Genomic DNA, 23,769 nt, shown 5'->3' with positions numbered 1-23,769 from the left:
CGCCGGATCTCTTCGCCGGAAACGGCGCCGGCGAACTGCCGGAGTGGGGCCATAGCTCAGTTGGGAGAGCGCTTGAATGGCATTCAAGAGGTCGTCGGTTCGATTCCGATTGGCTCCACCAGTTCTCTCCGCGAAAGTCAGCGGAACGGCCGCCGGTCCTAGGCTGGCCGCCGCCGCCTATCGCGGAACCTGGCTGAGATTGGTGTGATCGGCCGTCCGGCCTGGGCTCCCCAAATATGGTGAGCCCGTGCCCGGTCAGCACATGTCTCAACAGGCCTGATTTGTGGTTTGAACCCCGAGCACCGGGACTCGACCAGCCGCGGGCTGAAATGACCGCTCCGTTACTTGTTGCAGTTCTGCATATCCGACGTCATAGCCCCGCTGGGGGTGTTGTTGTCGGCATCGTTGCCCGCCGTATCCTTGCAGCGGTCCTCCATACCGTTTGTCTGCGGCGTGGTGGCATTCGTTGCGTTCGGATCGATCGTGTTCGGGGTAGTTGCGCTGCCAGTCCCGGTGTTGCCGCCGGAAGTGCCTGTGTTGACGCCGGTATTGGGGCCGTTACCCGTTCCGCCGGTCCCGGAGCCCATCGATTGTGCCATGGCAGATGTAGCCAGGCCGATAGCAAGTAGGGATGCAGAGAGAATTTTGATCATCTTAGTGTCTCCATCGAGTTGCATCGCGCTATCGCGATCTATACCCAACGAGAGTTTTTTCGAGATGTTCCGTTGGACAGAAATAGTGATCGATACAATCACTATGGACCTTTGTTGCTCGTCGTTTCATGAATGCGACGCCGAAATTCCTGCCGCATAGCGGCAATTTCGTCTGGAACCAAATCGAGCATGCCGCGTTGTTGCGCTTGCGGGGAGTTGTGTCGGCCGCAGGGGACAGTTTCACCAGGACATTCAAGAAATCCGTGAGCTGGGAGGGGCGCTGTGAGCGTGCTTGCATCCACAAGGCAATTGGATCGCCGTCAAATACTGAACGCACTGAAGGCTTTTCGGAGCGGTGATTTCTCCGTTCGCATCGACAATGTCTACGCCGGCCTCGATTCTGAGATCGCCGATACCTTCAACGAAATCGTAGAACTCAACGATCAGGTCACGCGCGAGTTCGAACGCCTCAGCAAGGTCGTCGGCAAGGATGGCCGGATCGGCGAACGCGGCCGTGTCCGCAACGCCACCGGCAGTTGGGAATCGAGCGTCCGTTCCGTCAACGATCTGATCGAAGACATGGTTCAGCCGACGGCCGAAGTGGCGCGCGTCATCGGCGCGGTCGCCAAGGGCGACCTGTCGCAGACGATGATGGTCGAAATCGACGGCCGGCAGTTGCGCGGCGAATTCCTGCGCATCGGCAAGATCGTCAACACCATGGTCGGGCAACTGGCCTCCTTCGCCTCGGAAGTGACGCGCGTGGCGCGCGAGGTCGGCACCGAAGGCAAGCTCGGCGGCCAGGCGCGCGTGAAGGGTGTGGCCGGGACCTGGAAGGACCTGACCGACAACGTCAACGCCATGGCGACGAACCTGACCGGACAGGTGCGCAACATCGCCGAGGTGACGACCGCCGTCGCTTCCGGCGACCTGTCGAAGAAGATCACCGTCGATGTGAAGGGCGAAATCCTCGAGCTCAAGAACACCATCAATACGATGGTCGACCAGCTCAATTCCTTCGCCTCGGAAGTGACGCGCGTTGCGCGCGAGGTCGGTACAGAAGGCAAGCTCGGCGGCCAGGCGCGCGTGGAAGGTGTCGGCGGCACCTGGAAGGACCTGACCGACAACGTCAACCTGATGGCCGAAAACCTGACCGGCCAGGTGCGCAACATCGCCGAGGTGACCACGGCTGTGGCGCTTGGCGACCTGTCGAAGAAAATCACGGTCGACGTCAAGGGCGAGATCCTAGAGCTGAAATCGACGATCAACACCATGGTCGACCAGCTGAACTCCTTTGCCGGCGAAGTGACGCGCGTCGCCCGCGAAGTCGGCACCGAGGGCAAGCTCGGCGGCCAGGCTCAGGTGCGCGGCGTTGCCGGCACCTGGAAGGACTTGACCGACAACGTCAATTCGATGGCCGAGAACCTGACCGGCCAGGTCCGCAACATCGCCGAGGTGACGACCGCCGTCGCTTCGGGCGACTTGTCGAAGAAGATCACCGTCGCGGTGCAAGGCGAAATCCTCGAGCTCAAGGACACCATCAACACGATGGTCGATCAATTGAACTCCTTCGCGTCCGAAGTGACGCGCGTGGCGCGCGAGGTCGGCACCGAAGGCAAGCTCGGCGGCCAGGCCGAGGTGAAGGGGGTCGGCGGCACCTGGAAAGACCTGACCGATAACGTCAACCTGATGGCCGCCAACCTGACCGGCCAGGTGCGCAACATCGCCGAGGTCACCACCGCAGTGGCGCGCGGCGACCTGTCGAAGAAGATCACCGTCGACGTCAAAGGCGAAATCCTGGAGCTCAAGGACACCGTCAACACGATGGTCGACCAGCTGAACTCCTTCGCCTCGGAAGTGACGCGTGTGGCGCGCGAAGTGGGATCGGAAGGCAAGCTCGGCGGCCAGGCGCATGTCGAGGGTGTCGGCGGCACCTGGAAGGACCTGACCGACAACGTCAACGCCATGGCCGGCAATCTGACCGTGCAGTTGCGCGACGTCTCCAAGGTGGCGACGGCAATTGCGACCGGCGACCTGACCCAGAAGATCACGGTCGATGCGCTGGGCGAGATCCTGCAGATCAAGGACGTCATCAACACGATGGTCGACCAGCTGAATTCCTTCGCCTCCGAGGTGACGCGCGTGGCGCGCGAGGTCGGTTCCGACGGCAAGCTCGGCGGCCAGGCGCAGGTGCGCGGCGTTGCCGGCACCTGGAAGGACCTGACCGACAACGTCAATGCGATGGCCGCCAACCTGACCGGCCAGGTGCGCAACATCGCCGAGGTGACGACTGCAGTGGCGCTTGGCGACCTGTCGAAGAAGATCACCGTCGATGTGCGCGGCGAAATCCTCGAGCTGAAGGACACCATCAATACTATGGTCGACCAGCTCAATTCCTTTGCCTCGGAGGTGACGCGCGTGGCCCGCGAGGTCGGCACCGAAGGCAAGCTCGGCGGCCAGGCGCAGGTGCGCGGCGTTGCCGGCACCTGGAAGGATCTGACCGACAATGTGAATTCGATGGCCGAGAACCTAACCGGCCAGGTCCGCAACATCGCCGAGGTGACGACGGCTGTGGCGCGCGGCGACCTGTCGAAGAAGATCACCGTCGACGTCAAGGGCGAGATCCTGGAGCTGAAATCGACGATCAACACCATGGTCGACCAGCTGAACTCCTTTGCCGGCGAAGTGACGCGTGTCGCCCGCGAGGTCGGCACCGAGGGCAAGCTCGGCGGCCAGGCGCGGGTCGAGGGCGTCGCCGGCACCTGGAAGGACCTGACCGACAACGTCAACCTGATGGCGACGAACCTGACCAACCAGGTGCGCGGCATCGCCGATGTCGTGACCGCGGTCGCGCAAGGCAATCTCAAGCGCAAGCTGACGGTGGATGCCAAGGGCGAGATCGCCTCGCTCGCCGACACCATCAACGGCATGATCGAGACGCTCGCGACCTTCGCCGACCAGGTGACCAACGTCGCCCGCGAGGTGGGCATCGAAGGCAAGCTCGGCGGCCAGGCCCGCGTGCCCGGCGCTGCCGGCCTTTGGCGCGACCTGACAGACAACGTCAATCAGCTCGCGGCCAACCTGACCACCCAGGTGCGCGCCATCGCCGAGGTGTCGACGGCGGTGACCAAGGGCGATCTGACCCGCTCGATCAGCGTCCAGGCCTCCGGCGAGGTCGCGGCGCTGAAAGACAACATCAACGAGATGATCCGCAATCTGAAGGACCAGACGCTGAAGAATGCCGAGCAGGACTGGCTGAAGACCAATCTCGCCCGCTTCTCGCGCATGCTGCAGGGCGAGCGCGACCTGGCCACGGTCTCGCGTCTCATCATGTCCGAACTCGCCCCGCTGGTGAATGCGCAATATGGTGTGTTCTACGTGACCAACCGCGACGAGGATGAATTCTATCTGGAGCTCGCCGCCTCCTATGGCGCCGAAAGCAAAGCGGAGATCAAGCAACGCCTCGATCTGCGCGAAGGCCTTGTCGGGCAGAGTGCCGCCGACAAGCGCGCCATCATGCTGGACAATGTGCCGCCGAATTTCCTGCGCGTCACGTCGGGTCTCGGCAATGCCGCGCCGGCGAACGTGATCATTCTTCCGGCTCTGTTCGAGGACGAGGTGAAGGCCGTCATCGAACTCGCCTCGTTCAGTGAATTCCGCGACACGCACCAGTCGTTCCTCAACCAGCTGATGGAATCCGTCGGCATCGTTCTCAACACCATCGCCGCCACCATGCGCACCGAAGGCCTGCTCAAGCAGTCGCAGCTGCTGACCTCGGAGCTGCAGGCGCGTCAGACCGAGCTGACCAAAAAGCAGGAAGAGCTGCACGCCACCAATGAGGAGCTGCAGGAAAAGGCGCAGCTGCTCGAGAACGAAAAGAAGCAGGTGGAGAATAAGAACCTCGAAATCGAGATGGCGCGGCGGGCGCTGGAGGAGAAGGCCGAGCAGCTGGCGCTTACCTCGAAATACAAGTCGGAATTCCTCGCCAATATGAGCCACGAACTCCGCACGCCTCTGAACTCGCTGCTCATCCTTTCAAACCTGCTCGCAACCAACCAGCAGGGCAATCTCAATGACAAGCAAGTCGAGTTCGCGCGCACCATCAATTCGGCCGGCACCGACCTTTTGAGCCTCATCAACGACATCCTCGATCTGTCGAAGATCGAATCGGGCACCGTCTCGATCGACATCAATGACATGCCGGTGGTGCATCTTCGCCAGCATATGGAGCGAACCTTCCGGCAGCTGGCGACCGACAAGGGACTTGGCTTCACCATCAATGTCGACCCCGAGCTTCCGGAGACCGTTCGCACCGACGAGAAGCGATTGCAGCAAATTGTGCTCAACCTTTTGTCGAACGCGTTCAAATTCACCTCGCAAGGCGAGGTCCGCTTGAATTTCCGGGCCGAAAAGACGGGCCGTCACAACGGTTCGGCGCAACCGATGGAGGCGCTCGCGATCGTGGTCAGCGATACCGGCATCGGTATTCCGCAAGACAAGCAGAAGCTGATTTTCGAAGCCTTCCAGCAGGCCGACGGCACCACCAGCCGCAAATATGGCGGCACCGGGCTTGGGCTCTCGATCAGCCGGGAGATTGCCCGGCTGCTCGGCGGCGAATTGCGGGTCGAGAGCACGCCGGGCAAGGGTTCGACGTTCACGCTGGTCATTCCATTCGATGGGCCGCGGATGGCCTTGGCCCCGCAAGCGGCGTTGCTGCCGGCGATGGAGGTGGCCGCGACGACAGCGCAGCCGAGCCCGCCATCCTCCGAATTGCTCGATGACCGCGACACGATCTCGCCGGAAGATCGGGTCGTGCTGATCGTCGAGGACGACCCGACCTTCGGCGGTTTGCTGCTCGGCCTCGCACGTTCGGCCGGGCTGAAAGGCGTCCTGTCGACCGCGGGCTCCGGCACGTTGGCTTTGGCCCGCAAGCTGGTCCCCGACGCGATCACGCTCGATCTCGGACTATCGGATATCGACGGCTGGGTGTTGTTCGATCTGCTTCGCCATGACCCGAAGACCAAGGACATTCCCGTCCATGTCATTTCGGGCGCCGAAGATATCGAGGTGCTTGCCCGCAAGGGCGCATCCAGCATTTCAACCAAGCCCGTGTCGTCGGACGAACTGATGAAGGTCTTCCATGACATTCATTCCAGACAGCTCCGCGTCCAGCGCCGCGTCCTGATTGCCGATACCGATCCCGAGCGCCGCCTTTCGCTGATCGACGCGATCCGCGACGGCGTCACCTCGGTTACGGCGATCGGCCGCGTCGCGGCGAATGCGGACGATATCGGCATCGCCAACTACGATGCCGTTGTGCTCGGCTTTGGCCGCTCGGCCAGGGACAACGCCCAGATGCTGGATGAGATTGCCGTCCTGTTCGGACAATCGGTGTCGCGACTGCTGTTCTTTGCGCCTCATCCGGAAGCGCTGCAACAGTCGCTCGCCTTGCATCCGGCATTGGCAGATGTTCCGCGGGCGGAGAATTTCGCTCAGCTGGCTCTCCTGATATCAGCGACGCTCCCGGGGCGAGGCCACGAAAACGATGGTGCGGCAGCCGAACAGCCGGACAAGTTCGACCTCGCCGGCGCAAAGGTCCTCATCGTCGACGACGACATCCGCAACATCTATTCGCTCACCAGCGTTCTCGAAACCTATGACATCCAGGTGCTGCATGCGGAGCGCGGTCGGGAAGGTATTGCGCTTCTGGAGCAGAGCCCGGACATCGACGCCGCATTGATAGACATCATGATGCCGGAGATGGATGGCTACGAGACGATGCGGCAGATCCGCAGCATGCCGGCGATCGCCCATATCCCGTTGATCTCGGTTACCGCCAAGGCAATGAAGGGCGACCGGCAGAAGTGCCTCGACGCCGGCGCCTCCGACTACATCGCCAAGCCTGTCGACCTCGATCTGCTGCTGGCATTGCTGCGTGTCTGGATCGGCCGCTCGCGATCCCGTGTCCATGGTCCGGAAAAGACGCTCATGGCAGTGAACTGACGGCCGCTCGATGCAGAAACTGTCGAGGCACGGAGCAAGAAAGCTGGAGGTCATGGCGCCGGCAGCGGGGCCGGCAAAGGCGCGCATCCTGGCCGTGGATGACGACGAGCGCAATCTGCTGGCGATCGGCGAGGTTCTGGCCCCTATCGGCGAAGTCGTCTGCGTGCAGTCGGGCGAAGAGGCGCTGCGCGCACTGCTGAAGGAGGATTTCGCCGTCATTCTGCTGGATGTGCTGATGCCCCGGCTGGACGGCTACGAGACGGCGGGCTTGATCCGCCAGCGCGAGCAATCCAGGCGAACGCCGATAATTTTTCTCACCGCCATCAACAAGGAAGACGCCCACATGCTGCGCGGCTATGACGCCGGCGCGGTGGATTACGTGTTCAAGCCCTTCGACCCGGCCATGCTGCGTTCCAAGGTCGCCGTGTTCGTCGAGCTTCATGAGAAGACGCTGGAAATCCAGCAAAAGGCGGCTGCCGAGCAAGGGCTGCTGGCCCAGGCACTGCAGGCGCAGAAGGAAAAGCTCGAGGCCGAGCGGGCGCTGCGCAGCGCCCAGGAGCGGCAGCATGCCATTTTGAGCTCTCTTCCGGTCTGCTTCCATGCGCGGGCGGCGGAGCCGCCGTTCGGCGCCAGCTTTGTCACCGAAGGGGTCGAACGCCTGACCGGCTTTCCTGCCGAACGGTTGACCTCCGATCCAGGCTTCGGCCTGAGCCGGGTTCATCCCGACGATCTGTCGAGAGTGAGGGAGGTCCTGCTCGCGGCCAAGGCTACCGGCTCCTACACCTGCGAATTCCGCTGGCAATGCGCCGACGGCAATTACCGGATTTTTCTCGACCAGGGCGTCCTGTCGAACGGCTCCGACGGCCAAAAGCCAGAGATCCTCGGCACATTGCTGGACATTACCGAGCGGCGCGAGCTTGAGAACCAGCTGCTGCAATCGCAGCGCATCGACGCGATCGGCAAGCTTACCGGCGGCCTGGCGCATGATTTCAACAATCTGCTTGCCGCAATTCTCAGCGGATTGGGATTGCTCGAGCGCCACGCCGAGTTCGACGGACAGGCCAGGCAGGTTCTGGAACTGACACGCCGGTCGGCAAAACAAGGCGCCGAACTCGTCAACCGCATGCTTGCGTTCTCGCGCCGCCAGACACTGAGGCCGCAGGCCGTGCGCCTCGCCGCGCTCGGCGACACCATGAACGGGTTGGTGGCCCCGGTCCTGGGAGGCCTGATCCGTTTCGATTGGCTTGTCGACGACACCGTGTGGCCGGCGCATGTCGATGCCAGCCAGTTGGAGCTCGCGCTGATGAACCTGGTCTTCAACGCACGCGATGCCATGCCGTCAGGCGGCACGATAATCGTGGAGGCGCAAAATCGAACGCTAGGCAGTGCAGCCGAGGATATTTTGGCGGGCGACTATGTCGTGGTCACCGTCAAGGACACCGGGTCGGGCATACCGGCCGACATTCTCGCCAAGGTCGTCGAACCGTTCTTCACCACAAAACCGGTCGGCAAAGGCACTGGCCTCGGTCTGAGCACGGTGCATGGTTTCGTCAAGCAATCCGGCGGCACGCTCCGCATCGAGAGCACCGTCGGCAGTGGAACATCCGTCCAGCTGTGGCTGCCGCGTTCAATCGAGCGTCCGGTCGAAATCGCCGACAAGTCCGATGCCGACGACACCGTCGTGAATGCCGGCGAGGACTATCCATCGGTCCTGCTGATCGACGACAGCAACGTACTTCGGGAACTGACGGCGCAATCCCTTCGCCAACACGGCTTTGCGGTGACCTGTGCCGGGGGCGGTGCGGAAGCGCTGGCGATGATCGAGCGGGCGCCGTACGATTTCGACGTCATCGTCACCGATTTTGCCATGCCGCTCGTCTCGGGCCTGGAGGTCATTCGGTTCGCCCGCAATCTGCGGGCCGATTGGCCGGCGGTGATGATAACGGGATATGCTGATGCAGACGCCATAGCCGACCGGCCCCCCGACGTGCCGCTGCTCGGCAAACCGCTGCGCGAAAAGGACCTGATGGAGAGCATTCTTGCAGCCGCCGCGCGCGCCGGCTCGCAGAGGGCCAGGCAGGCCCAGCCGGCGAAGAAGCGGACCATTGGAACCTGACGTACAGGTTGTCATTGGATAGGTCGCTGGCTGCGTTAGGATCGGAGGAAAGACTGATGGCGACAGCGGACTGGCCTCTTCCTGAACGCTTCACCTTTCAGGGAACTCGATCGCCTGGGGCGCGATGGGCGAGGGCTCACCCGCGGTATTGCTCCATGGCACGCCTTTCTCATCGTCGGCATGGCGTAGAATTGCGCCTTTGCTCGCCCAACAGAGGCGAATCTATTGCTTTGACATGCTCGGCTATGGTCGATCCGACAAACCCGACAGCGACGTGTCCCGTGGCATGCAGAACGAGCTTTTCGCGGCCCTTTACGATCATTGGGGCCTGCGTGACCCCGATATCGTTGCGCATGATCTCGGCGGCTCAACAGCGTTGCGCGGTCATTTGCTCAACGGGCTCGACTACCGGTCGCTGGTTCTGATCGATCCGGTCGCAATCAGCCCGCAAGGCTCACCACTTGTTCAGGCCGCCAAGAAACACGAGACGGTCTTTTCCGGCCTCCCGCACTACATTCACGAAGCGATCCTGCGCGCCTACATCGGCGGCGCCGTAGCGAATGCGCTACGCGAGGAAGAGATGGCGCTTTACCTCGCGCCGTGGCTGGGAGCCGAAGGCCAAAAAGCCTTCTGGCGCCAGGTCGCTCAGATGGATGACAAATACTCGCAAGAGGTCGAGTGGCGATACGGTGAGATTCGTTGCCCCGTTGCCATCCTGTGGGGCGAGGACGACCAGTGGATTCCCATCGCCGACGGTCGCGAGCTCGCGCGCCGCATTTCGAGCGCTTCCTTCCACGTCGTGCCGAACGCGAAGCATCTTATGCAGGAGGACGCGCCGGAAGCGATCGTGGCGACAGTGCTTGGCTTCTGGCGAGACCTGGAGGAGCGGGCAAATGCCCGCAAAAAATCGGCTTCGGCCGCTCGATCTCCACCGCGTCAATGACCGCGTCGGGCGCCTCTATCCGGTAGCCGATGCGAAGGACAGGAATCCACTCCTTAGTGGCAGTCTTGAATCGAAACGGTACGTTTCGTATCGTTGACCAGGCAGCATCCAGCCTGTGCGCAACACCGAGCGCCGGCCATGGCGCGCTCGACGGGCTGTGATGCGGTTGATAAGCCCTCTCCCCAAGGAGAGTCGAAGATATGACCGTTGCGATCGAGATGGGCCAGACGAGCGCAGGCGCCCCGGCGGCGCTGGATCTTGAGGAGCTGCTGGCGACGCGCCTTCTGGTGCAGGGCAATTCGGGCTCCGGCAAATCCCATCTGCTGCGCCGGCTCTTGGAGCAGAGTGCACCTTGGGTGCAGCAGACCATCATCGACCCCGAAGGCGACTTCGTGTCGCTGGGCGACCGTTTCGGCCATCTGGTGATCGATGCCGAGGAGCACACCGAGCGCGGCCTGCAGAGCGCCGGCGAGCGGGCGCGCATCCACCGCGTCTCCACGGTGCTCAATCTCGAAGGGCTCGACGCCGAGAACCAGATGCGCCGCGCCGCCGCCTTCCTCGGCGGGCTGTTCGAGGTCGCCCGCGACCACTGGTACCCGATGCTGGTGGTGGTGGACGAGGCGCAGCTGTTCGCGCCGGCGGTTGCCGGCGAGGTTTCGGACGAGGCGCGCAAGCTCTCGCTCGGCGCCATGACCAATTTGATGTGCCGTGGCCGCAAACGCGGGCTGGCCGGCATCATCGCCACCCAGCGGCTGGCCAAGCTCGCCAAGAACGTCGCCGCCGAGGCTTCCAATTTCCTCATGGGCCGGACCTTTCTTGATATCGACATGGCGCGCGCCGCCGACCTACTTGGCATGGAGCGGCGCCAGGCTGAGGCTTTCCGCGACCTCGAGCGCGGGCAATTCATGGCGCTCGGCCCGGCGCTGTCGCGCCGTCCGCTCGGCCTGCGCATCGGCCCGACCGATACAAGTCCGCGCAACGCGACCCCGCGCCTGATGCCGCTGCCGGAAGCGGCACTGGAGGACGCGCGCGCGATCATCCTGGCGGCCCCGCCGCCGGAAACCGTCCGGCCGCAGCGCCGCTCGTCGCCGGACCTGCTCGATCAGCTGATGGCGGCAAAATCGGCGGCGCTGGAAATCCGCCCCGAACCGGCGGAACCGCCGATCAGCGCCGAGGATCTGGCGGAGCGGCGCGAGCGCGTCGACCGGGTGCTGCGCGCCGTGCTGGCGCAACCCGATGCCGGCTTCCGCGTCATCGGCGTGCTCTATCAGGAGTTCGTGGTCCGCTGCCGCATCGAGGGCCTCGCCTCGGTCGTGCCCGACCTGCCCGAGTTCCGCCGCATGCTGACCCGCGCCCGCGCCGGCCTCGGCTCCGACATGGCCGGCGACGACGCCTGGCAGGACGTCTCGGCGCGCGCCTCGCTGCTGCCCGAGGACATGCAGGGCGTGTTCATGATGATCGCCCGCGCCGCCAAGGAAGGCTGGCCCTGCCCGAGCGACGCGGCGATCGCCCGCGCCTACGGCTCGCACTCGCTGCGCCGCGCCCGGCGCCTGCTGAGCTATATCGAGGAGCAGGGGCTGATCGTGTGCCAGCTCGACGGGGTCGGACGGCGGACGGTGACGCTGGTGGAACTGGCCTGGGCGACGGCGCCGGGCGATCCCGGTGCCGCGGAGGCGGAGCAGGGGAGTTTGGCTGTGTGATGGGGGCAGGGCGGTTTGGGCGAAAGCTGACGTCGCTCAAGATCAGCAAAGCGCCGATATCGTTGAAAAAGTCGGCCGCGTCTCGGCCACGACATCGACTGATGTTAGGTCGTGAGCAGACGTCTTCCGCCTCATGCCGGTTTCGGCATCGGCACCGGAATCAGCTTGGCGAGTTTCCGGAGGTTCTGGGCAGTGGCTGCCAGATGGAACTCGTCTCGAGCACCGTTTGGTCCTCGTAGTCGCAAGCGATCCAGCTTCAGGATGCGCTTGAGGTGGGCAAACAGCATCTCGACCTTCTTCCTCTCGCGACGCGAGGTGACATAGGCGTCGGTGGCGGCAATATCGCGGGCCATGTCCCGCGCACCCTCGTGGATAGAGCGTAGGATCTTGCGGGCTGGACCGTTCGGACAGCATCGAGGCTTGAGGGCGCAGACGTCGCAGTCGAGCTTGCTGGCGCGGTAGCGCATGAAGCCCTCGTCGTCGACACCGTCGCGGGGTGAAGCGAACCGCCGACGATACTGCCTGAGCTCCTTGCCGCCTGGACAGGTGTAGAGATCGCGCTCGCGATCATAGCTGAACTCTGCCCGCTCGAAGGTCCATCGCGACGCTCCGACTTGTCGAAGACCGGGATATGCGGCTCGATGCCGCGCTCGTGCACCAACCAGCCCAACATCTCGGCCGAGCCGTACGCGCTGTCGGCGGCCAGGCGTTCCGGATAGAGGCCGAAGCGATCCTGGGCGCGATCGATCATGGTGCGTGCCGCGCCGACTTCCGCCTGGCGTATGGCCCGGCTTGCCTCGACGTCCACGATGACGGCGTGATCCAGGTCGATCAGATAGTTGGTGGCGTAGGCGAAGAAGGCATGCCCCTTCATCGCTCCCGTCCACTGAGCCGCCGGGTCGGACCTCGATATGAACTTCGGCTTCACCTCGCTCGCTGCACCCCACGCGGCATCGTCCAACGTGTCGAGATACTCCTGTACCGAGCGGCGCGTTGCCGCCATCGTCTCCCAGTCGACCTGCTCCGATCCCTCGGCAGAGCGCTGCTTGTTCGCGTCCGCCCTGATGAGGCTGGCATCGACGGCGAAGCCCTCGTTGCCGACGAGACCTTCTTCGATGCAACGGCGCACCGTCGTCTCGAAGAGTTCGCGCAGCAGATCGCTGTCGCGAAAGCGGCCGTGCCGGTTCTTCGAGAAGGTGGAATGATCGGGGACATCACCCTCCAGGCCAAGCCGGCAAAACCAGCGATAGGCGAGATTCAGATGCACTTCCTCGCAAAGCCGGCGCTCGGAACGGATGCCGAAGCAGTAGCCGACGATTAGCATCCGGATCATCAGCTCCGGATCGATCGAGGGCCTACCGATCTCGCTGTAGAACGGCCGCAGATGCGAGCGTAGCCCCGACAGGTCGACGAAGCGGACGATCGAGCGCAACAGATGGTCAGCAGGGACGTGACGCTCGATGCTGAACTCGTAGAACAGCGCCTCCTGCATCACCGTCGGTTCGCCCATCATCGACTCAATCTCCTTTACCAAGGAGATTGAATCAGTGCTTCAGAGCTGCTTCAAGCCGGAGTTTTTCAACACAATCCGCCAAGAGCGCTCATTGCCGAACCACTACTCAGACGTCGCGTTTTGAGCTGAGCACCCGACGCCTCCACCCCTACCTCTGAAAATGCCCCAACCCGTTCTCATTCAGATAGTCCACCGTCATCACCCGCGCGTGAATGCTGCCGGGGGAACCGACGAACGTCACCGATGACAGCGAGCCGATCGGCGCGTTCTCGCCGCGGGGGGTGAGGGCATAGGTGTCGCCGTCCCAGTGTTCGAGCGTGAATCGCATGGGCTTGGGGCCGAGTTCGAGCACCAGCTTTTCGCCATCAGCCAGCACGTTGGCGGTGTCGAAATAGTTGCTCGTATATTCGCCGGCGTAGAAGGATGGACTGCGCGCCTTGGCGGGGTTCGTCGGCTTGTCCTTGCCGGCGAGGTCGCCCACTGGCTTGTAGTAGCCCATGAACCGCGGCTTGATGTAGGGATACCAGTCGCGGGTCACCTGGCCATATTGCACGATGTCCATAAAGCTGGCGGCGACCGCCTCGGCGGCGCCGACGGGGGAGCCGTTGGTGAGCACGACGATACCGACATCGGCCGAGGGCAAGACCTGGAAGGTGGTGCCGGCGCCGAGCAGGAAGGCGCCGGAATGGCCCATGGTGGTGCGGCCATTGGCGTTCACCCCCACATTGAAGCCATAGCCATAGGAGCTGGCCCGCGTATCGGGCGTCTCGCCGCGGTAGGTCACGATCTGCGGTGTGATGGCCGGCTGCAGGATCTTCGGGTCGATCATGGGCTGGCCGTTATACGCGCCGTCGGCAAGCAGCAGGATCATCCACTTGGCAAGATCCTGGGCGCTGGAGGAGACGCCGCCCGCCGGCGCCTGCTGGTCGGGATCGCGGTCGTAGAGCGGCTTGAAGACATTGTCCGCCACGCGCGCATGCAACAGGGCGCGGTCGTTGCCGGCGGCAATGAAGTCCTTGTGCAGGTAGCTGCTCGAACGCATGCCTAGCGGATCGAACAGCAGGCTCTTGGCCAGCGGCTCCCAAGGCTGTTTCTCGGCATGGGCCACCGCCTCGGCGCCGATCGTCGTGCCGAAGTTGGCGTAGTGATAGGAGATGCGGAAGAGATCGAGCGGCACCATCCATAGGCTGCCGACGATCTGCTTGCGTTGGAAGCCGAGATCCTCGAGCTCGTCGCCCGCCGCCATCGGCAAGCCCGAGCGATGGGCGAAGAAATCGCCGATGGTGGCGTTGCCCGAGACATAGTCGAGATTGAGGCGGAAGCCATCCCAGATCTTGCCGACCGGGGTATCCCAGTCGAAGCTGTGGTCCTTCGTCATGGCGATGGCGGCCACCGTGGCCGAGATCGACTTCGACACCGAGGCGACCTGGAAGATGGTGGTGCTGCTGACCTTAGAGGTGTCGTCCCGGTTGTCGCGAAGGCCATAGCCTTCGTCAAAGATCATCTTGCCGCCATGCACCACCGCCACGGCGAAGCCGGGAACGTTGGATGCGTCCGCGACTTTCTTGACGATGTCCGGCAGGGCGGCCACCGCCTTCTCGACGCCGTCGGGATACAGCTGCATAGCATCCTGCGGCGGCGATGGCCCAAGCTCCGGCACGTAGGACTGCGCGGCTGCCATGGCGGGCAGCATGGTAACGAGAGAAAGTACCAGGAGAGCAGCGACTTTCTTCATTGCATGTCCTCAAACTTGCACCGATGATCGGACCATACGCGGCAAGATGAAAGATGGTTACGGCTATTTTCTACCGATATGTTTAAGTTCCAAAGATCAGACAGAGACGGCGGCTGCGCGTCATGTGATTTCGGGACCTGGTGAAGTATCCGCGTTACCTACGCGGGCGGCAATTGGACGGCGGGAGAACGTCAACATTCCAAGCCCGGGCGGCATCCAATCAGGAGTTGTTCGCCAACGGGCTGGCGGCCAACCAGAAAGTCATCGAAAGCCAATTACATGGCCCATCGCGAGGTCTACGGCCTGCTGCATGGGGTCCTGATGGTCAAGGGGCCGGGACGCTTCGTCTTGACCGATCTTGCTTGCGGCAAGTGGGCCGAAAGCTGCCCTTCCGCTTTCGGGACGAACGCCTGATTCAGATCCAAACTATTGCACCAAGCCACTCCCGCCCTGCTGCTACTTCTTGCTTAATCAGAGATCTGACCGTGCCCGCATAAGGTTTTGTGCGTTGTCCCATTGCCACGATGAGTTCTAGATTCTCCTTGTAGCTGAGGCGGGCAAAGTTAGCCGCTTTCACCTCGCCCTCGGCCTCCGCAGTATTAAACCGTCGATACCAAGCTTCGCAGCGCTCGACCAATTGTACAAGTTGTGCACAGATTTGAGAACGTGCTCGCACTAGGCGGGGCTGTTCGAGGTCGCCCGCGACCACTGGTACCCGATGCTGGTGGTGGTGGACGAGGCGCAGCTGTTCGCGCCGGCGGTTGCCGGCGAGGTTTCGGACGAGGCGCGCAAGCTCTCGCTCGGCGCCATGACCGATTTGATGTGCCGTGGCCGCAAGCGCGGGCTGGCCGGCATCATCGCCACCCAGCGGCTGGCCAAGCTTGCCAAGAATGTCGCCGCCGAGGCGTCCAATTTCCTCATGGGCCGGACCTTTCTTGATATCGACATGGCGCGCGCGGCCGACCTTCTCGGCATGGAGCGGCGCCAGGCCGAGGCTTTTCGCGACCTCGAGCGCGGGCAGTTCATGGCGCTCGGCCCGGCGCTGTCGCGCCGTCCGCTCGGCTTGCGCATCGGCCCGACCGATACAAGTCCGCGCAACGCGACCCCGCGCCTGATGCCGCTGCCGGAATCGGCATTGGAGGATGCCCGCGCCATCATCCTGGCGGCCCCGCCGCCCGAAACCGTCCGGCCGCAGCGCCGCTCGAGGAGCAGGGGCTGATCGTCTGCCAGCTTGACGGGGTCGGAAGGCGGACGGTGACGCTGGTGGAGCTGGCCTGGGCGACTGCGCCGGGCGATCCGAATGCGGACGAGGCGGAGCAGGGGAGCGCGGTGGGGTGAGGGGGGCGGGTGCGCGCACCAAGAAAGCGCCGCTGGATCAGGCCGGTGAAGTCTGCTTTGCGCCCAATGTTGGAAGTTGAAGTAAGCATCGCGTTGCCTGAAAGCAGACATCGTTGGTGAGTACGCTGGAGGTCGCGGTGCAACACCAAACAGTCATTCCGTGCCGCGATTAGATCGCTACTTTGGCTGGTTCGATGGGATCGGTGGTGGAGATCGGTCCCGCTACAGGGGCGCAACACGCATCAAAACTTGCGATAAAACAGCCCTGAAAGGAGCGCGTGCAACAACGCGACGAACATAGCGACATAGGCTACGGCCCAAGGAATGTTGCCAAGAAAGTACCCATCCGGTGAAGACCGCAGACGTCCGTATCTGGTGGCCATGAGGACCTGAGCACCGGAGTGCTGGGTCAAGCTTTCGATGGGGAGACGCGATGATATTCTTCGAGGAGGAGTTTGACCTCCTCGAAGCCTTCATCGGTGAAGGCCAAGATCTCGTCGTCATCGTTGGCGCCGTACACCCAGATGACGCCGTCCTCGGGCTCGAGACCGAGGGTCAGTTCCTGGATGAGCGCTTCGCTGACGCCGAGGTCCCTGGCGACACGTTCGACGGTGTAGACGTGATGCACCTTATTGCGCTGCATGATCAGGCCGCCGCTGGTTGGGTCCGCAATTTTGCGGATCTCCAATTCCACGGCAGCAAATCATCGATCCGATGGGCCGGATAGGCGGGCAGTCGGGCGAGGACGTCGGCGAGCCAGGCCTGCGGGTCGATATCGTTCATCTTGGCGCTGACGATCAGGCTGTAGAGAACGGCCGCGCGCTGTCCGCCGCGATCGGAACCGCAGAACAGCCAGGACTTTCTGCCGAGAGCGATGCCGCGCAGGGCTCGCTCGGCAGCATTGTTGGATAGGCAGATCCGCCCATCCTCGAGGAACCGGGTGAAGGATGACCAGCGGCGCAGCATGTAGTTGAACGCCTTGGTCAGGTCGTGCCCGCGCGAGAGCTTGTCGCGCGTCTCGATCATCCAGCGCTCGAGCTCGGTGACCAGCGGCGCGCTCCGCTCTTGGCGCCCGGCGTGGCGTTGGGCCGGCGACAGGCCGTTGATCGCGCGCTCGATATCGAACAGGGCATCCATGCGCTTCACGGCTTCAACCGCTAGCGGATAGACCAGGTTGGGCTTCTCGCCGTGCGCCTTCTTGCGCGCCGCCGCTTCGACATCGGCCAGCTCAAACACTTTGCGCCGGCTGTGGGCCCAGCAGCTGGCTTCCAGAACAGGCGCCGGCTGACGACCCGTCGCATAGAGATCGCCATAACCGCCAAAGGCATCGGCCTGCAGAATGCCGCTCCAGCCGGCGAGATGCGCCGCGGGATGTTCGCCTCGACGATCGCGGGAATAGTAGAACACTGCCGCCGGCGGATCGGCGCCGCCGAACGGTCGGTCATCGCGCACATAGGTCCATAATCGGCCGGTATCGGTCTTGCCCTTGGCCAGGACCGGCACCGTCGTGTCGTCGCCGTGCAGACGTGAAGCGGCCAGCACATGGGCTTCGAGCCGCTTGAACAGCGGCATCAGCGCCGCGGCGCCGGCGCCGACCTGATCGGCGAGCGTCGACAGGCTGAGCGGCACACCTTCGCGGGCATAGCGTTCGGCCTGGCGGTTGAGCGGCTGATGCTGGCCGAACTTCTCGAACAGGATCATCGCCAGCAGGCCGGGACCGGCCCAGCCGCGCGGGGTGGCGTGGAACGGCGCCGGAGCCTGGCTGATCGTCTCGCAGTCGCGGCAGGTGAACTTCTCCCGCACGTGCTGGATCACCTTCCATTGCCGCGGCACCACCTCCAGCGTCTCGGTGATATCCTCACCCAGCTTGCGCAGCCGATGACCGCCGCAGCAATGGCAAGCGGTCGGCGCCGGCTCGACCACGCGTTCGCGCGGCAGATGCTCGGGAAATGGCTGGCGCGCCGGTCGTTTGCGCACATAAGGCGCCACCTCGGTGGTCCGGGCCGCGGCCTGTTCGGCGGCGATCTCGTCTTGCGTCGCGGTGCTCTCGAGTTCCTCGAAGGTGAGCTCCATCTGATCGTGCAGGCGGGCTGAGCGTTCAGAACTCTGACCATGCAGCGCCCGCTGCAGCTTGCGGATCGTCAGATGCTGATGCGCGATCAGCGCCGCATCATCCGATGCCTTGGCCCTGGCGACCGCCAGTTCGGCCTCGACCAGCGCAGCGCGCGCAGCCTCGTCTTCGGCTCTGGCCAGCGCCGCGGTCAGCGCTGCTCTCAGCGCGCCGATATCGTCCGGAACAGCATCCTGGGCGGTGGCAACCATGCCCTGGAGTGAATCATAAAACGCGTCCGCTGACTCGCGGAAAATGGCGCAAACTCAAAGAAAAACTCAGCCCGCGCGCTGCGGGCGGAAGGTGTGAACCGGGTTGCGCCAATCGATCCCGTCGAGCATGTAGGCGAGCTGCGCCGGCGATATGGAAACCATGCCGTCCGCCGGCGACGGCCATAGAAACCGGCCCTTCTCGAGCCGTTTTGCATACAGCGACATGCCGAGCCCATCATGCCAGATAATCTTGATCAGATTGCCGCTGCGGCCGCGGAAGACATAAATATCGCCGGCATGCGGATCCCGGCCCAACGTCTCCTGAACCTGCAGAGCGAGGCCTTGCATCCCACGACGCATATCGGTCCGGCCGACCGCCAACCAGATCCGCACCTGGCTCGGGACCGGGATCATGAAACGCCCAGCGCCTTCACCATCGCCGCCGCCAGTGTCGGCGGCGTGGTCAGCGGAATCCGCAGCCGCACCTTGCCGGCGACCTCCAGCTCGATCACCGCTGGGGATGCCGCCGGCCGCGAAACGGCGACAGGCTCGTCGGGAGCCACGACAACTTCGGCAAAGCCCGTCTCGCGGGCTCTCATCGTGCGGCGCCACTTGTAGATCAGGCTGGTCGCGACATCGTACTGACGCGCCACCGCCGCCACCGTGGCCCCGGGCGCGAATGCCGCGGCCAGTATCCGGCACTGATCCGCTTCACTCCAACGGCGCCGCCGCTCCGGCCCGGTCAATAACGTCACATGGCTCATGCTGTGCTGCTAACTACGCTCGTAAGGACGACCTTAAGAGCGCAGCCTCGCTACCGTGCCATCCTCCCGCAAGGCGGCCTTCGCCGGAGGCGTACCCAAGAAACAGCCAATCAGGGTCGAAAAGATAGATTAGGTAGTGCTTCATCAGATAGCAAAATAGAGCTAGGAGCGAAGTGAGTGCGACGGCCCATTTGAATGATGATCCAAACAGGCTCCTGTCTCTTTCGAAGAAGCCGCGTCCACTTAGATAGAGAAGGTAAAGGGCTACTACGACGCTCGCGACACCGTCTATAGTTGGCGACCATTCTGAATTGATCCAACCCAATTCTTTAAATGGACCGAACCACGGTGCGATCAGCGGTGGCAGCGTCGCTAGATAGCTCTGCCCGTACTTGAGAGCATCAAGAGGCGAGGCCATTTCAATTCTCTGCTGGCAGCATGTAAGAGATCGGCACAGTCGCGATGGGACGGCCGTCTTGATCAAGCAGTGTCATCTCGTGGTCTATAAAATCAGCTTGATCGGCGATCTTCGCCGTCGCTTGGAAGGACAACTCGTCTTTGCCTCTCGACAGGGACCACTGAGTGTCGGCAAGCTTCTCCAGTCGAGAGATTTCTTCCCCTTTGAATTGAACAGAGAGACCGGTCTCCGCGTACTGCGGCGACAATGCTTGCTTGGAGTAGCTGAGGCTGTAGGTGAAGGTTTGGCCGTCGAAGGAAGACTTGAATAGGAGGTCGATGTCCGCGACGCTCTCGTCATCCCCATAAACGAGTGGGGCCGAAAACGAATAGATACTCTCCAAAACAAACGACCCAGCCGACCTGATTGCGGTTGAGATCTTCTCCCGATAGGTCGTTTCCCTCTTCTCAGGCGTTGTCCCGTTCGGCTCGCTTTTATGTCGCTTATAGATCGCATCAAAGCTGTCGTCGGAGTTCCCGTAGTGAAGCTTCGCAACGCCGTTCTCGCTAGCTTTGTCGATGTAGTCCTGCCCGCCCGTGGTGGGCCGATCCTTTGTGGCTATGGCCTGGGGAAGAACGCCCTCCCAATGGTTGCGCAGCTTTGTGGTGGGATCGAGCACCTTGATGCAGCGACCATACATGAAAGCATTGGCCCTGGCCCTAACCCAGCTTTCAACAGAGAACTGGTAGTGACCATCATTAATCGGCACAGCATCCTTTCCCACGCACCAGTCCTCTGCGAAAGCAGGGAGGGAACTGGCGAACAGGAAAGATAGAGCAGCATATTGAAGTATTCGCCGTTGCAATAGCGGCGCGTATGCGATGTTAATCCTCAAGACCCACTCCCAAGACCCCATCTTCTCGAAGATGGGAACCTTAGCGGCACGCCCGGCCTTCGGAAAGGTCAATAACTAAGCTCCAACTTCGCACGGCGAAGATAACAACACAATTGAGGCCCATTTGCTGCTACTTCTGTGGCGCATTGTCTGGTGCACCCTGCATTAGGCGCCACATCACCGGGTTCTTCTCTTGGCAAGCGGTCTGTTCGCATATGAAATATGCCATCGTATTAAGAGGTAGCTCAAGCGCGGGACGCTCTGCAATGCCAGTGGGATGGCCGCAACGTCTGCAATTGACGGCGATGGTGCGGCGCTGGAAATTAATGCTGTCGTCCTCGAAGACAGCATCCCACCGTTCGGTGCACTCTGGATTGATGCAATTAATTGTCTGACCGGATTTAAGAAGAGCTGCGCGACGCTTGTTAAACGTTCCGCAATTGCACTCGAAATTTACGGTCTCACCAACACCGCTTGATATAAGGGTTCCTGAGGCAAGTCGCTCAAGTTCGTCGATAGCCTCTGAGATCTTGCGCCCTATGGCCTCAGGGTTCCCGTAAGCTTCAACACTATGTCTCGCCGAGCGCGGAGCTGTGACGTGTAAAAAAGACGAGAGTGCATTCCATAATTTGCCGATCTTATTGGCATCAAAACCGATCTGCGTGCCTACAGGGACGTAATCGTACCTATCGAAGTCTGCTTGCGTCATTTCATCGGCGGTTTCGTCGGCCGGCCTTGTTGAAATGGAAAGCGTGAAAGTGCTGGCAATGTTGGCATCAACGTCCTGGATGAGTTTTTTGACGACATCCTTTGGCTGCCATTTTTTTAGATCGTCGTGCGAAATATAATCGTGAGCTACCTTTAGCCGATCGTAACAGACTAGTTCGATTGCTAAGCGACACTCCAAGGCAGCATAGGTTAGGCTCGCGACTGTGTTTGCTTCAACGAGACTTTTAATTTTTTCGATGTGAGATCGAAGCCAGATCATTGTTGGCCAGGGTCCTTTTCGTCGTTTGGCTGCTCCTCTGGCGAGTGTAGCACTCTCATCGTGAAGATTGGGGGCTTGTCCAGCAGTTCGATAGGTGTGGCGCCGCCATCAACAATGAATGGCACCACAAAGTCTCTGAACCTTACGGAGGCCTCGAAAATCGGATCGAAATTGAAGGAGTGTTGGGCTACAGTGAGGCAGACTTTGCTAACCCACGCTTTGTTTAATCGGTCGTACACGCATCCGGCAAAGGTGGTGTCACCCATCATTGCCCCGAAAAGGGCCACATGCGACTTCTGATCATCATACTCGTCCACCCATGCAATAGAGCCCCAAACCGGGAACGTGTGTGGAGCTTTCGAAAGTTCGCTACTGAGATGCTGAATGTAATGGCGGAAAGTCTCGGCAAGGTCCGTGGCCTTTAAAAAGGCTCTTATCTCAGCTCCCTTTTGACTAAGCGTCGGCAGCGCAAGAACGATCGATCTGATCCGATGCAGCGTGTCCACAAAGCCCCAACAATGGGCCAGAGCCGGAACCACGTTCGAAGTTCCCTCTGGGATTTTGCTGCAGATCGAGTGAAGACTTTGGTGAAAATAGGTCAATAGCTCGAACGAGTAGTGCAAACCGTCGAGGCAACGAGTTGTCCGGATCTGCAGCGGGGTAAGCATTATTCCTCCGGGATAACCACAGCTCCGCGCGGCAACTTGCGCAACCAATATAAAAAGGTCAGTCGTACTTGTTTGCCGGCCCAAATGACCGTGCCGGCTACAGGACGTTCCCGCGCCTGCGCGGCGCCGATCACCCTCGCTCAGACTGACGGCAAACCTGCCCGAGTAAGCACTTTGTTGAGATCTCGGACGCACCGGCTGCGCAGGTCGTCAAGATGGCTAGCAAGGGCCGGATCGCCGAAGTCGAGGAAGCCGTTCACATGACGAATTCGCTCGTCCTTACGCCCTTGCTCGACTTGCGCGCGCAATTCTCGGAGATGCCTATCGACGCGCCTGAGGCCATCTCGAGAGTCGAGATCATTGAGTTCGCGCCAGCCTCCCACGGCCTTGCGTATCACGTGTCGACTTTCACGGTCGAGAAGTTCGCCTGTGCGTACAGCGCGTTGTGTGTCTGACAATGCATTGAGAAACTCCTCCGGGCTTTCGCAATGAAGTGGCACCTCAAAGGCCGGCCTCGAGAAGGCCATGGCAATCGTGCTCAGGATCACTTCGTCGAGATCTTCAGCGCCGCGGACCTTGATGACGTCGTGATAGTACCAGCGCTGCAACTCGGGAAAGCTATTGAGATAGGCGACGCACTCGTCCCAGGTCCAGACCACTGCGCGACGATTACGCCCTTCGTCTTCCCAATCCTCGTTGAGCTCGTTGGTCCAACCTTGGACCGCAGTGTCGCGCCTGGCAGTGGGTCGCTAGGATCCATAGCGAAAGCTGGGGCTTGAATAAGAGTGCTTCCTTTGCCGCATCGCGCAGGAACTTCCGGCTAATCGGGCCGCCCGGATATGGGTTGCCCTTTGAATCGAGGTCGGCGAGGCGCTTACACTGAACACCGATCATTCCATAGCGCTTCGAGCGCCCATAGACATCGACCCCATGTTGCGCCTGGCCAGGACGGCCGAACTGCTGCGCGTCGGGAATGTTATAGACCTCGCCTAGCATTCCATGCGCGAGATCTTCAAACTGCTGCCAGTAGAGCGGCGGCTGAAAAGACTGCGAAACCGTTGGCACCTGCTTCCCCTACGTGCAACATCCACAGCGTGCTTCTTGGCAGAATGAGGCAAGCAAGTCAGCTCCAATTAGTGGCGTTACAACACAATGCCATTGCGAAGCTTAGTCATCCGTCAGCTTCCGTGTTTGGGTAGAATCGAACAATGTTGTACAGCAGACATGGGTTTTTGTGAGCGGAACGAGACCGCTTTCTGTCGAATTCGCCCCCGAAAGCGGACCGCCTCTCCTCCATCCGCAAATACGCCGCCGTCACAAACAGCACGATCAGCCCAAACAAAATCCGCCGTACCCCTTCCGGCATCTGCAAAATAATCAGCAGCATCGTCAGCACGGTGAGGATCAGCGCGCCGATGATGTGCCGGTGTAGCCGCCGCGGTCGCCGGAGATCGAGGTGCCGCCGATCACGCGGCTGCCGCCGAAGGCAGCACCAGCGGCGAGCGACAGCGCCTTGATCAGGCCGATGTAGAGCAGTGTCGGCGAGTAGGCTCGAGATGGCGTAGAGTGCGGTGATCACCTGCCAGTAGCGGACGCCGGACAGGCGCGTTGCCCGTTCGTTGTCCCCGCCCGCGACGCTGGCTGTCGCATCCAGTTCCTCCGTCGGCGCGCGGCTTCGTTTCCATAAATCTCGCCATGCCGCATTGCACAATCGTCTCACCTGCGCAAAATGCGGGC

16 protein-coding genes, 1 tRNA gene and 2 pseudogenes are annotated in these 23,769 nt (G+C 61.9%); 7 read left to right on the top strand and 12 right to left on the bottom strand.

Translation table 11 applies throughout. The features are described 5' to 3' along the window. The first annotated feature begins 45 nt into the window (after positions 1-45). Positions 46-121, top strand: a tRNA-Ala gene (locus tag RQ479_RS19020). A gap of 220 nt (positions 122-341) precedes the next feature. Here RQ479_RS19020 and RQ479_RS19015 read toward each other — a convergent pair. Beyond that, a complete protein-coding gene (locus RQ479_RS19015; protein WP_352721529.1) occupies positions 342-653 on the bottom strand; it encodes a hypothetical protein in 312 nt (103 codons plus the stop codon). A gap of 288 nt (positions 654-941) precedes the next feature. Between RQ479_RS19015 and RQ479_RS19010 the strand changes: the two genes are divergently transcribed. The 4 genes from RQ479_RS19010 (at position 942) to RQ479_RS18995 (ending at position 11,412) form a co-directional block, all read left to right on the top strand. After that, a complete protein-coding gene (locus RQ479_RS19010) occupies positions 942-6,653 on the top strand; it encodes a HAMP domain-containing protein (protein ID WP_376705973.1) in 5,712 nt (1,903 codons plus the stop codon). Positions 6,654-6,705: 52 nt separating this feature from the next. Continuing rightward, positions 6,706-8,769 carry a response regulator gene (locus RQ479_RS19005; protein ID WP_376702199.1) on the top strand — a complete coding sequence of 688 codons (2,064 nt, stop codon included), beginning with the start codon at positions 6,706-6,708 and terminating at the stop codon, positions 8,767-8,769. A 124-nt stretch (positions 8,770-8,893) separates the two neighbouring features. Beyond that, positions 8,894-9,712 (top strand): alpha/beta fold hydrolase, encoded by an 819-nt coding sequence (locus RQ479_RS19000; RefSeq protein ID WP_292660505.1) that lies wholly within the window; start codon positions 8,894-8,896, stop codon positions 9,710-9,712. A gap of 200 nt (positions 9,713-9,912) precedes the next feature. After that, positions 9,913-11,412, top strand: a complete 1,500-nt coding sequence (locus tag RQ479_RS18995) for a helicase HerA domain-containing protein (protein WP_376702198.1) — start codon at positions 9,913-9,915, stop codon at positions 11,410-11,412. A 131-nt stretch (positions 11,413-11,543) separates the two neighbouring features. Here the strand turns inward: RQ479_RS18995 and RQ479_RS18990 are convergent. Both RQ479_RS18990 and RQ479_RS18985 read right to left on the bottom strand, forming a co-directional pair. Continuing rightward, a pseudogene (locus RQ479_RS18990) lies at positions 11,544-12,925 on the bottom strand (IS1182 family transposase). A 148-nt stretch (positions 12,926-13,073) separates the two neighbouring features. Next, positions 13,074-14,660 carry a serine hydrolase gene (locus RQ479_RS18985; protein ID WP_376702197.1) on the bottom strand — a complete coding sequence of 529 codons (1,587 nt, stop codon included), beginning with the start codon at positions 14,658-14,660 and terminating at the stop codon, positions 13,074-13,076. A gap of 279 nt (positions 14,661-14,939) precedes the next feature. On the opposite strand from RQ479_RS18985, the gene RQ479_RS18980 reads away from it, so the two are divergent. Then, entirely contained in the window at positions 14,940-15,074 is a 135-nt protein-coding gene (locus RQ479_RS18980) for a hypothetical protein (RefSeq protein ID WP_352721520.1), read from the top strand. Between the two features lie 268 nt (positions 15,075-15,342). Then, positions 15,343-15,861 (top strand): annotated as a pseudogene (locus RQ479_RS18975) (ATP-binding protein); the annotation flags it as partial. A 546-nt stretch (positions 15,862-16,407) separates the two neighbouring features. Here RQ479_RS18975 and RQ479_RS18970 read toward each other — a convergent pair. The 9 genes from RQ479_RS18970 to RQ479_RS18930 all read right to left on the bottom strand — a co-directional run bounded on the left by RQ479_RS18970 (position 16,408) and on the right by RQ479_RS18930 (position 23,743). Next, positions 16,408-16,641: a hypothetical protein gene (locus tag RQ479_RS18970; RefSeq protein WP_376702196.1), complete on the bottom strand. Its 234-nt coding sequence runs from the start codon at positions 16,639-16,641 to the stop codon at positions 16,408-16,410. 2 nt (positions 16,642-16,643) lie between these two features. Continuing rightward, positions 16,644-18,320: an IS66 family transposase gene (locus tag RQ479_RS18965; protein WP_376702195.1), complete on the bottom strand. Its 1,677-nt coding sequence runs from the start codon at positions 18,318-18,320 to the stop codon at positions 16,644-16,646. 66 nt (positions 18,321-18,386) lie between these two features. Continuing rightward, complete coding sequence (gene tnpB, locus RQ479_RS18960) at positions 18,387-18,734, bottom strand: IS66 family insertion sequence element accessory protein TnpB (protein WP_376702194.1); 348 nt, start codon at positions 18,732-18,734, stop codon at positions 18,387-18,389. Beyond that, entirely contained in the window at positions 18,731-19,084 is a 354-nt protein-coding gene (locus RQ479_RS18955; RefSeq protein ID WP_376702193.1) for a transposase, read from the bottom strand. Before RQ479_RS18955 ends, tnpB begins: the two co-directional genes overlap by 4 nt. Before the next feature lie 419 nt (positions 19,085-19,503). Continuing rightward, on the bottom strand, positions 19,504-20,448 hold the full coding sequence (locus RQ479_RS18950; RefSeq protein ID WP_376702192.1) for a hypothetical protein: 945 nt from the start codon (positions 20,446-20,448) through the stop codon (positions 19,504-19,506). Positions 20,449-20,506: 58 nt separating this feature from the next. Further along, positions 20,507-21,364 carry a hypothetical protein gene (locus tag RQ479_RS18945; RefSeq protein WP_376702191.1) on the bottom strand — a complete coding sequence of 286 codons (858 nt, stop codon included), beginning with the start codon at positions 21,362-21,364 and terminating at the stop codon, positions 20,507-20,509. Continuing rightward, positions 21,361-22,032 (bottom strand): hypothetical protein, encoded by a 672-nt coding sequence (locus RQ479_RS18940; protein ID WP_376702190.1) that lies wholly within the window; start codon positions 22,030-22,032, stop codon positions 21,361-21,363. Before RQ479_RS18940 ends, RQ479_RS18945 begins: the two co-directional genes overlap by 4 nt. Positions 22,033-22,172: 140 nt before the next feature. After that, positions 22,173-22,691 (bottom strand): hypothetical protein, encoded by a 519-nt coding sequence (locus tag RQ479_RS18935; RefSeq protein ID WP_376702189.1) that lies wholly within the window; start codon positions 22,689-22,691, stop codon positions 22,173-22,175. Between the two features lie 512 nt (positions 22,692-23,203). Next, on the bottom strand, positions 23,204-23,743 hold the full coding sequence (locus RQ479_RS18930; protein ID WP_376702188.1) for a hypothetical protein: 540 nt from the start codon (positions 23,741-23,743) through the stop codon (positions 23,204-23,206). Positions 23,744-23,769: the final 26 nt, after the last annotated feature.

The organism is Mesorhizobium sp. ISC25 (assembly GCF_042295465.1).
In the GTDB taxonomy this organism is placed as follows: domain Bacteria; phylum Pseudomonadota; class Alphaproteobacteria; order Rhizobiales; family Rhizobiaceae; genus Mesorhizobium.
Note: the sequence above shows the minus strand (reverse complement) of the source record. Positions and strands in the feature narration are given on the sequence as shown.

What these genes read in the sequence shown, in the direction of transcription:
- RQ479_RS18970 (WP_376702196.1), bottom strand. Translation starts at nt 16,641, where the DNA reads ATGCAGCGCAATAAGGTGCATCACGTCTACACCGTCGAACGTGTCGCC.
- tnpB (WP_376702194.1), bottom strand. Translation starts at nt 18,734, where the DNA reads ATGATCCCGGTCCCGAGCCAGGTGCGGATCTGGTTGGCGGTCGGCCGG.
- RQ479_RS19005 (WP_376702199.1), top strand. Translation starts at nt 6,706, where the DNA reads ATGGCGCCGGCAGCGGGGCCGGCAAAGGCGCGCATCCTGGCCGTGGAT.
- RQ479_RS18955 (WP_376702193.1), bottom strand. Translation starts at nt 19,084, where the DNA reads ATGAGCCATGTGACGTTATTGACCGGGCCGGAGCGGCGGCGCCGTTGG.
- RQ479_RS18945 (WP_376702191.1), bottom strand. Translation starts at nt 21,364, where the DNA reads ATGATCTGGCTTCGATCTCACATCGAAAAAATTAAAAGTCTCGTTGAA.
- RQ479_RS18985 (WP_376702197.1), bottom strand. Translation starts at nt 14,660, where the DNA reads ATGAAGAAAGTCGCTGCTCTCCTGGTACTTTCTCTCGTTACCATGCTG.
- RQ479_RS18940 (WP_376702190.1), bottom strand. Translation starts at nt 22,032, where the DNA reads ATGCTTACCCCGCTGCAGATCCGGACAACTCGTTGCCTCGACGGTTTG.
- RQ479_RS19000 (WP_292660505.1), top strand. Translation starts at nt 8,894, where the DNA reads ATGGGCGAGGGCTCACCCGCGGTATTGCTCCATGGCACGCCTTTCTCA.
- RQ479_RS19015 (WP_352721529.1), bottom strand. Translation starts at nt 653, where the DNA reads ATGATCAAAATTCTCTCTGCATCCCTACTTGCTATCGGCCTGGCTACA.
- RQ479_RS18965 (WP_376702195.1), bottom strand. Translation starts at nt 18,320, where the DNA reads ATGGTTGCCACCGCCCAGGATGCTGTTCCGGACGATATCGGCGCGCTG.
- RQ479_RS18980 (WP_352721520.1), top strand. Translation starts at nt 14,940, where the DNA reads ATGGCCCATCGCGAGGTCTACGGCCTGCTGCATGGGGTCCTGATGGTC.
- RQ479_RS18995 (WP_376702198.1), top strand. Translation starts at nt 9,913, where the DNA reads ATGACCGTTGCGATCGAGATGGGCCAGACGAGCGCAGGCGCCCCGGCG.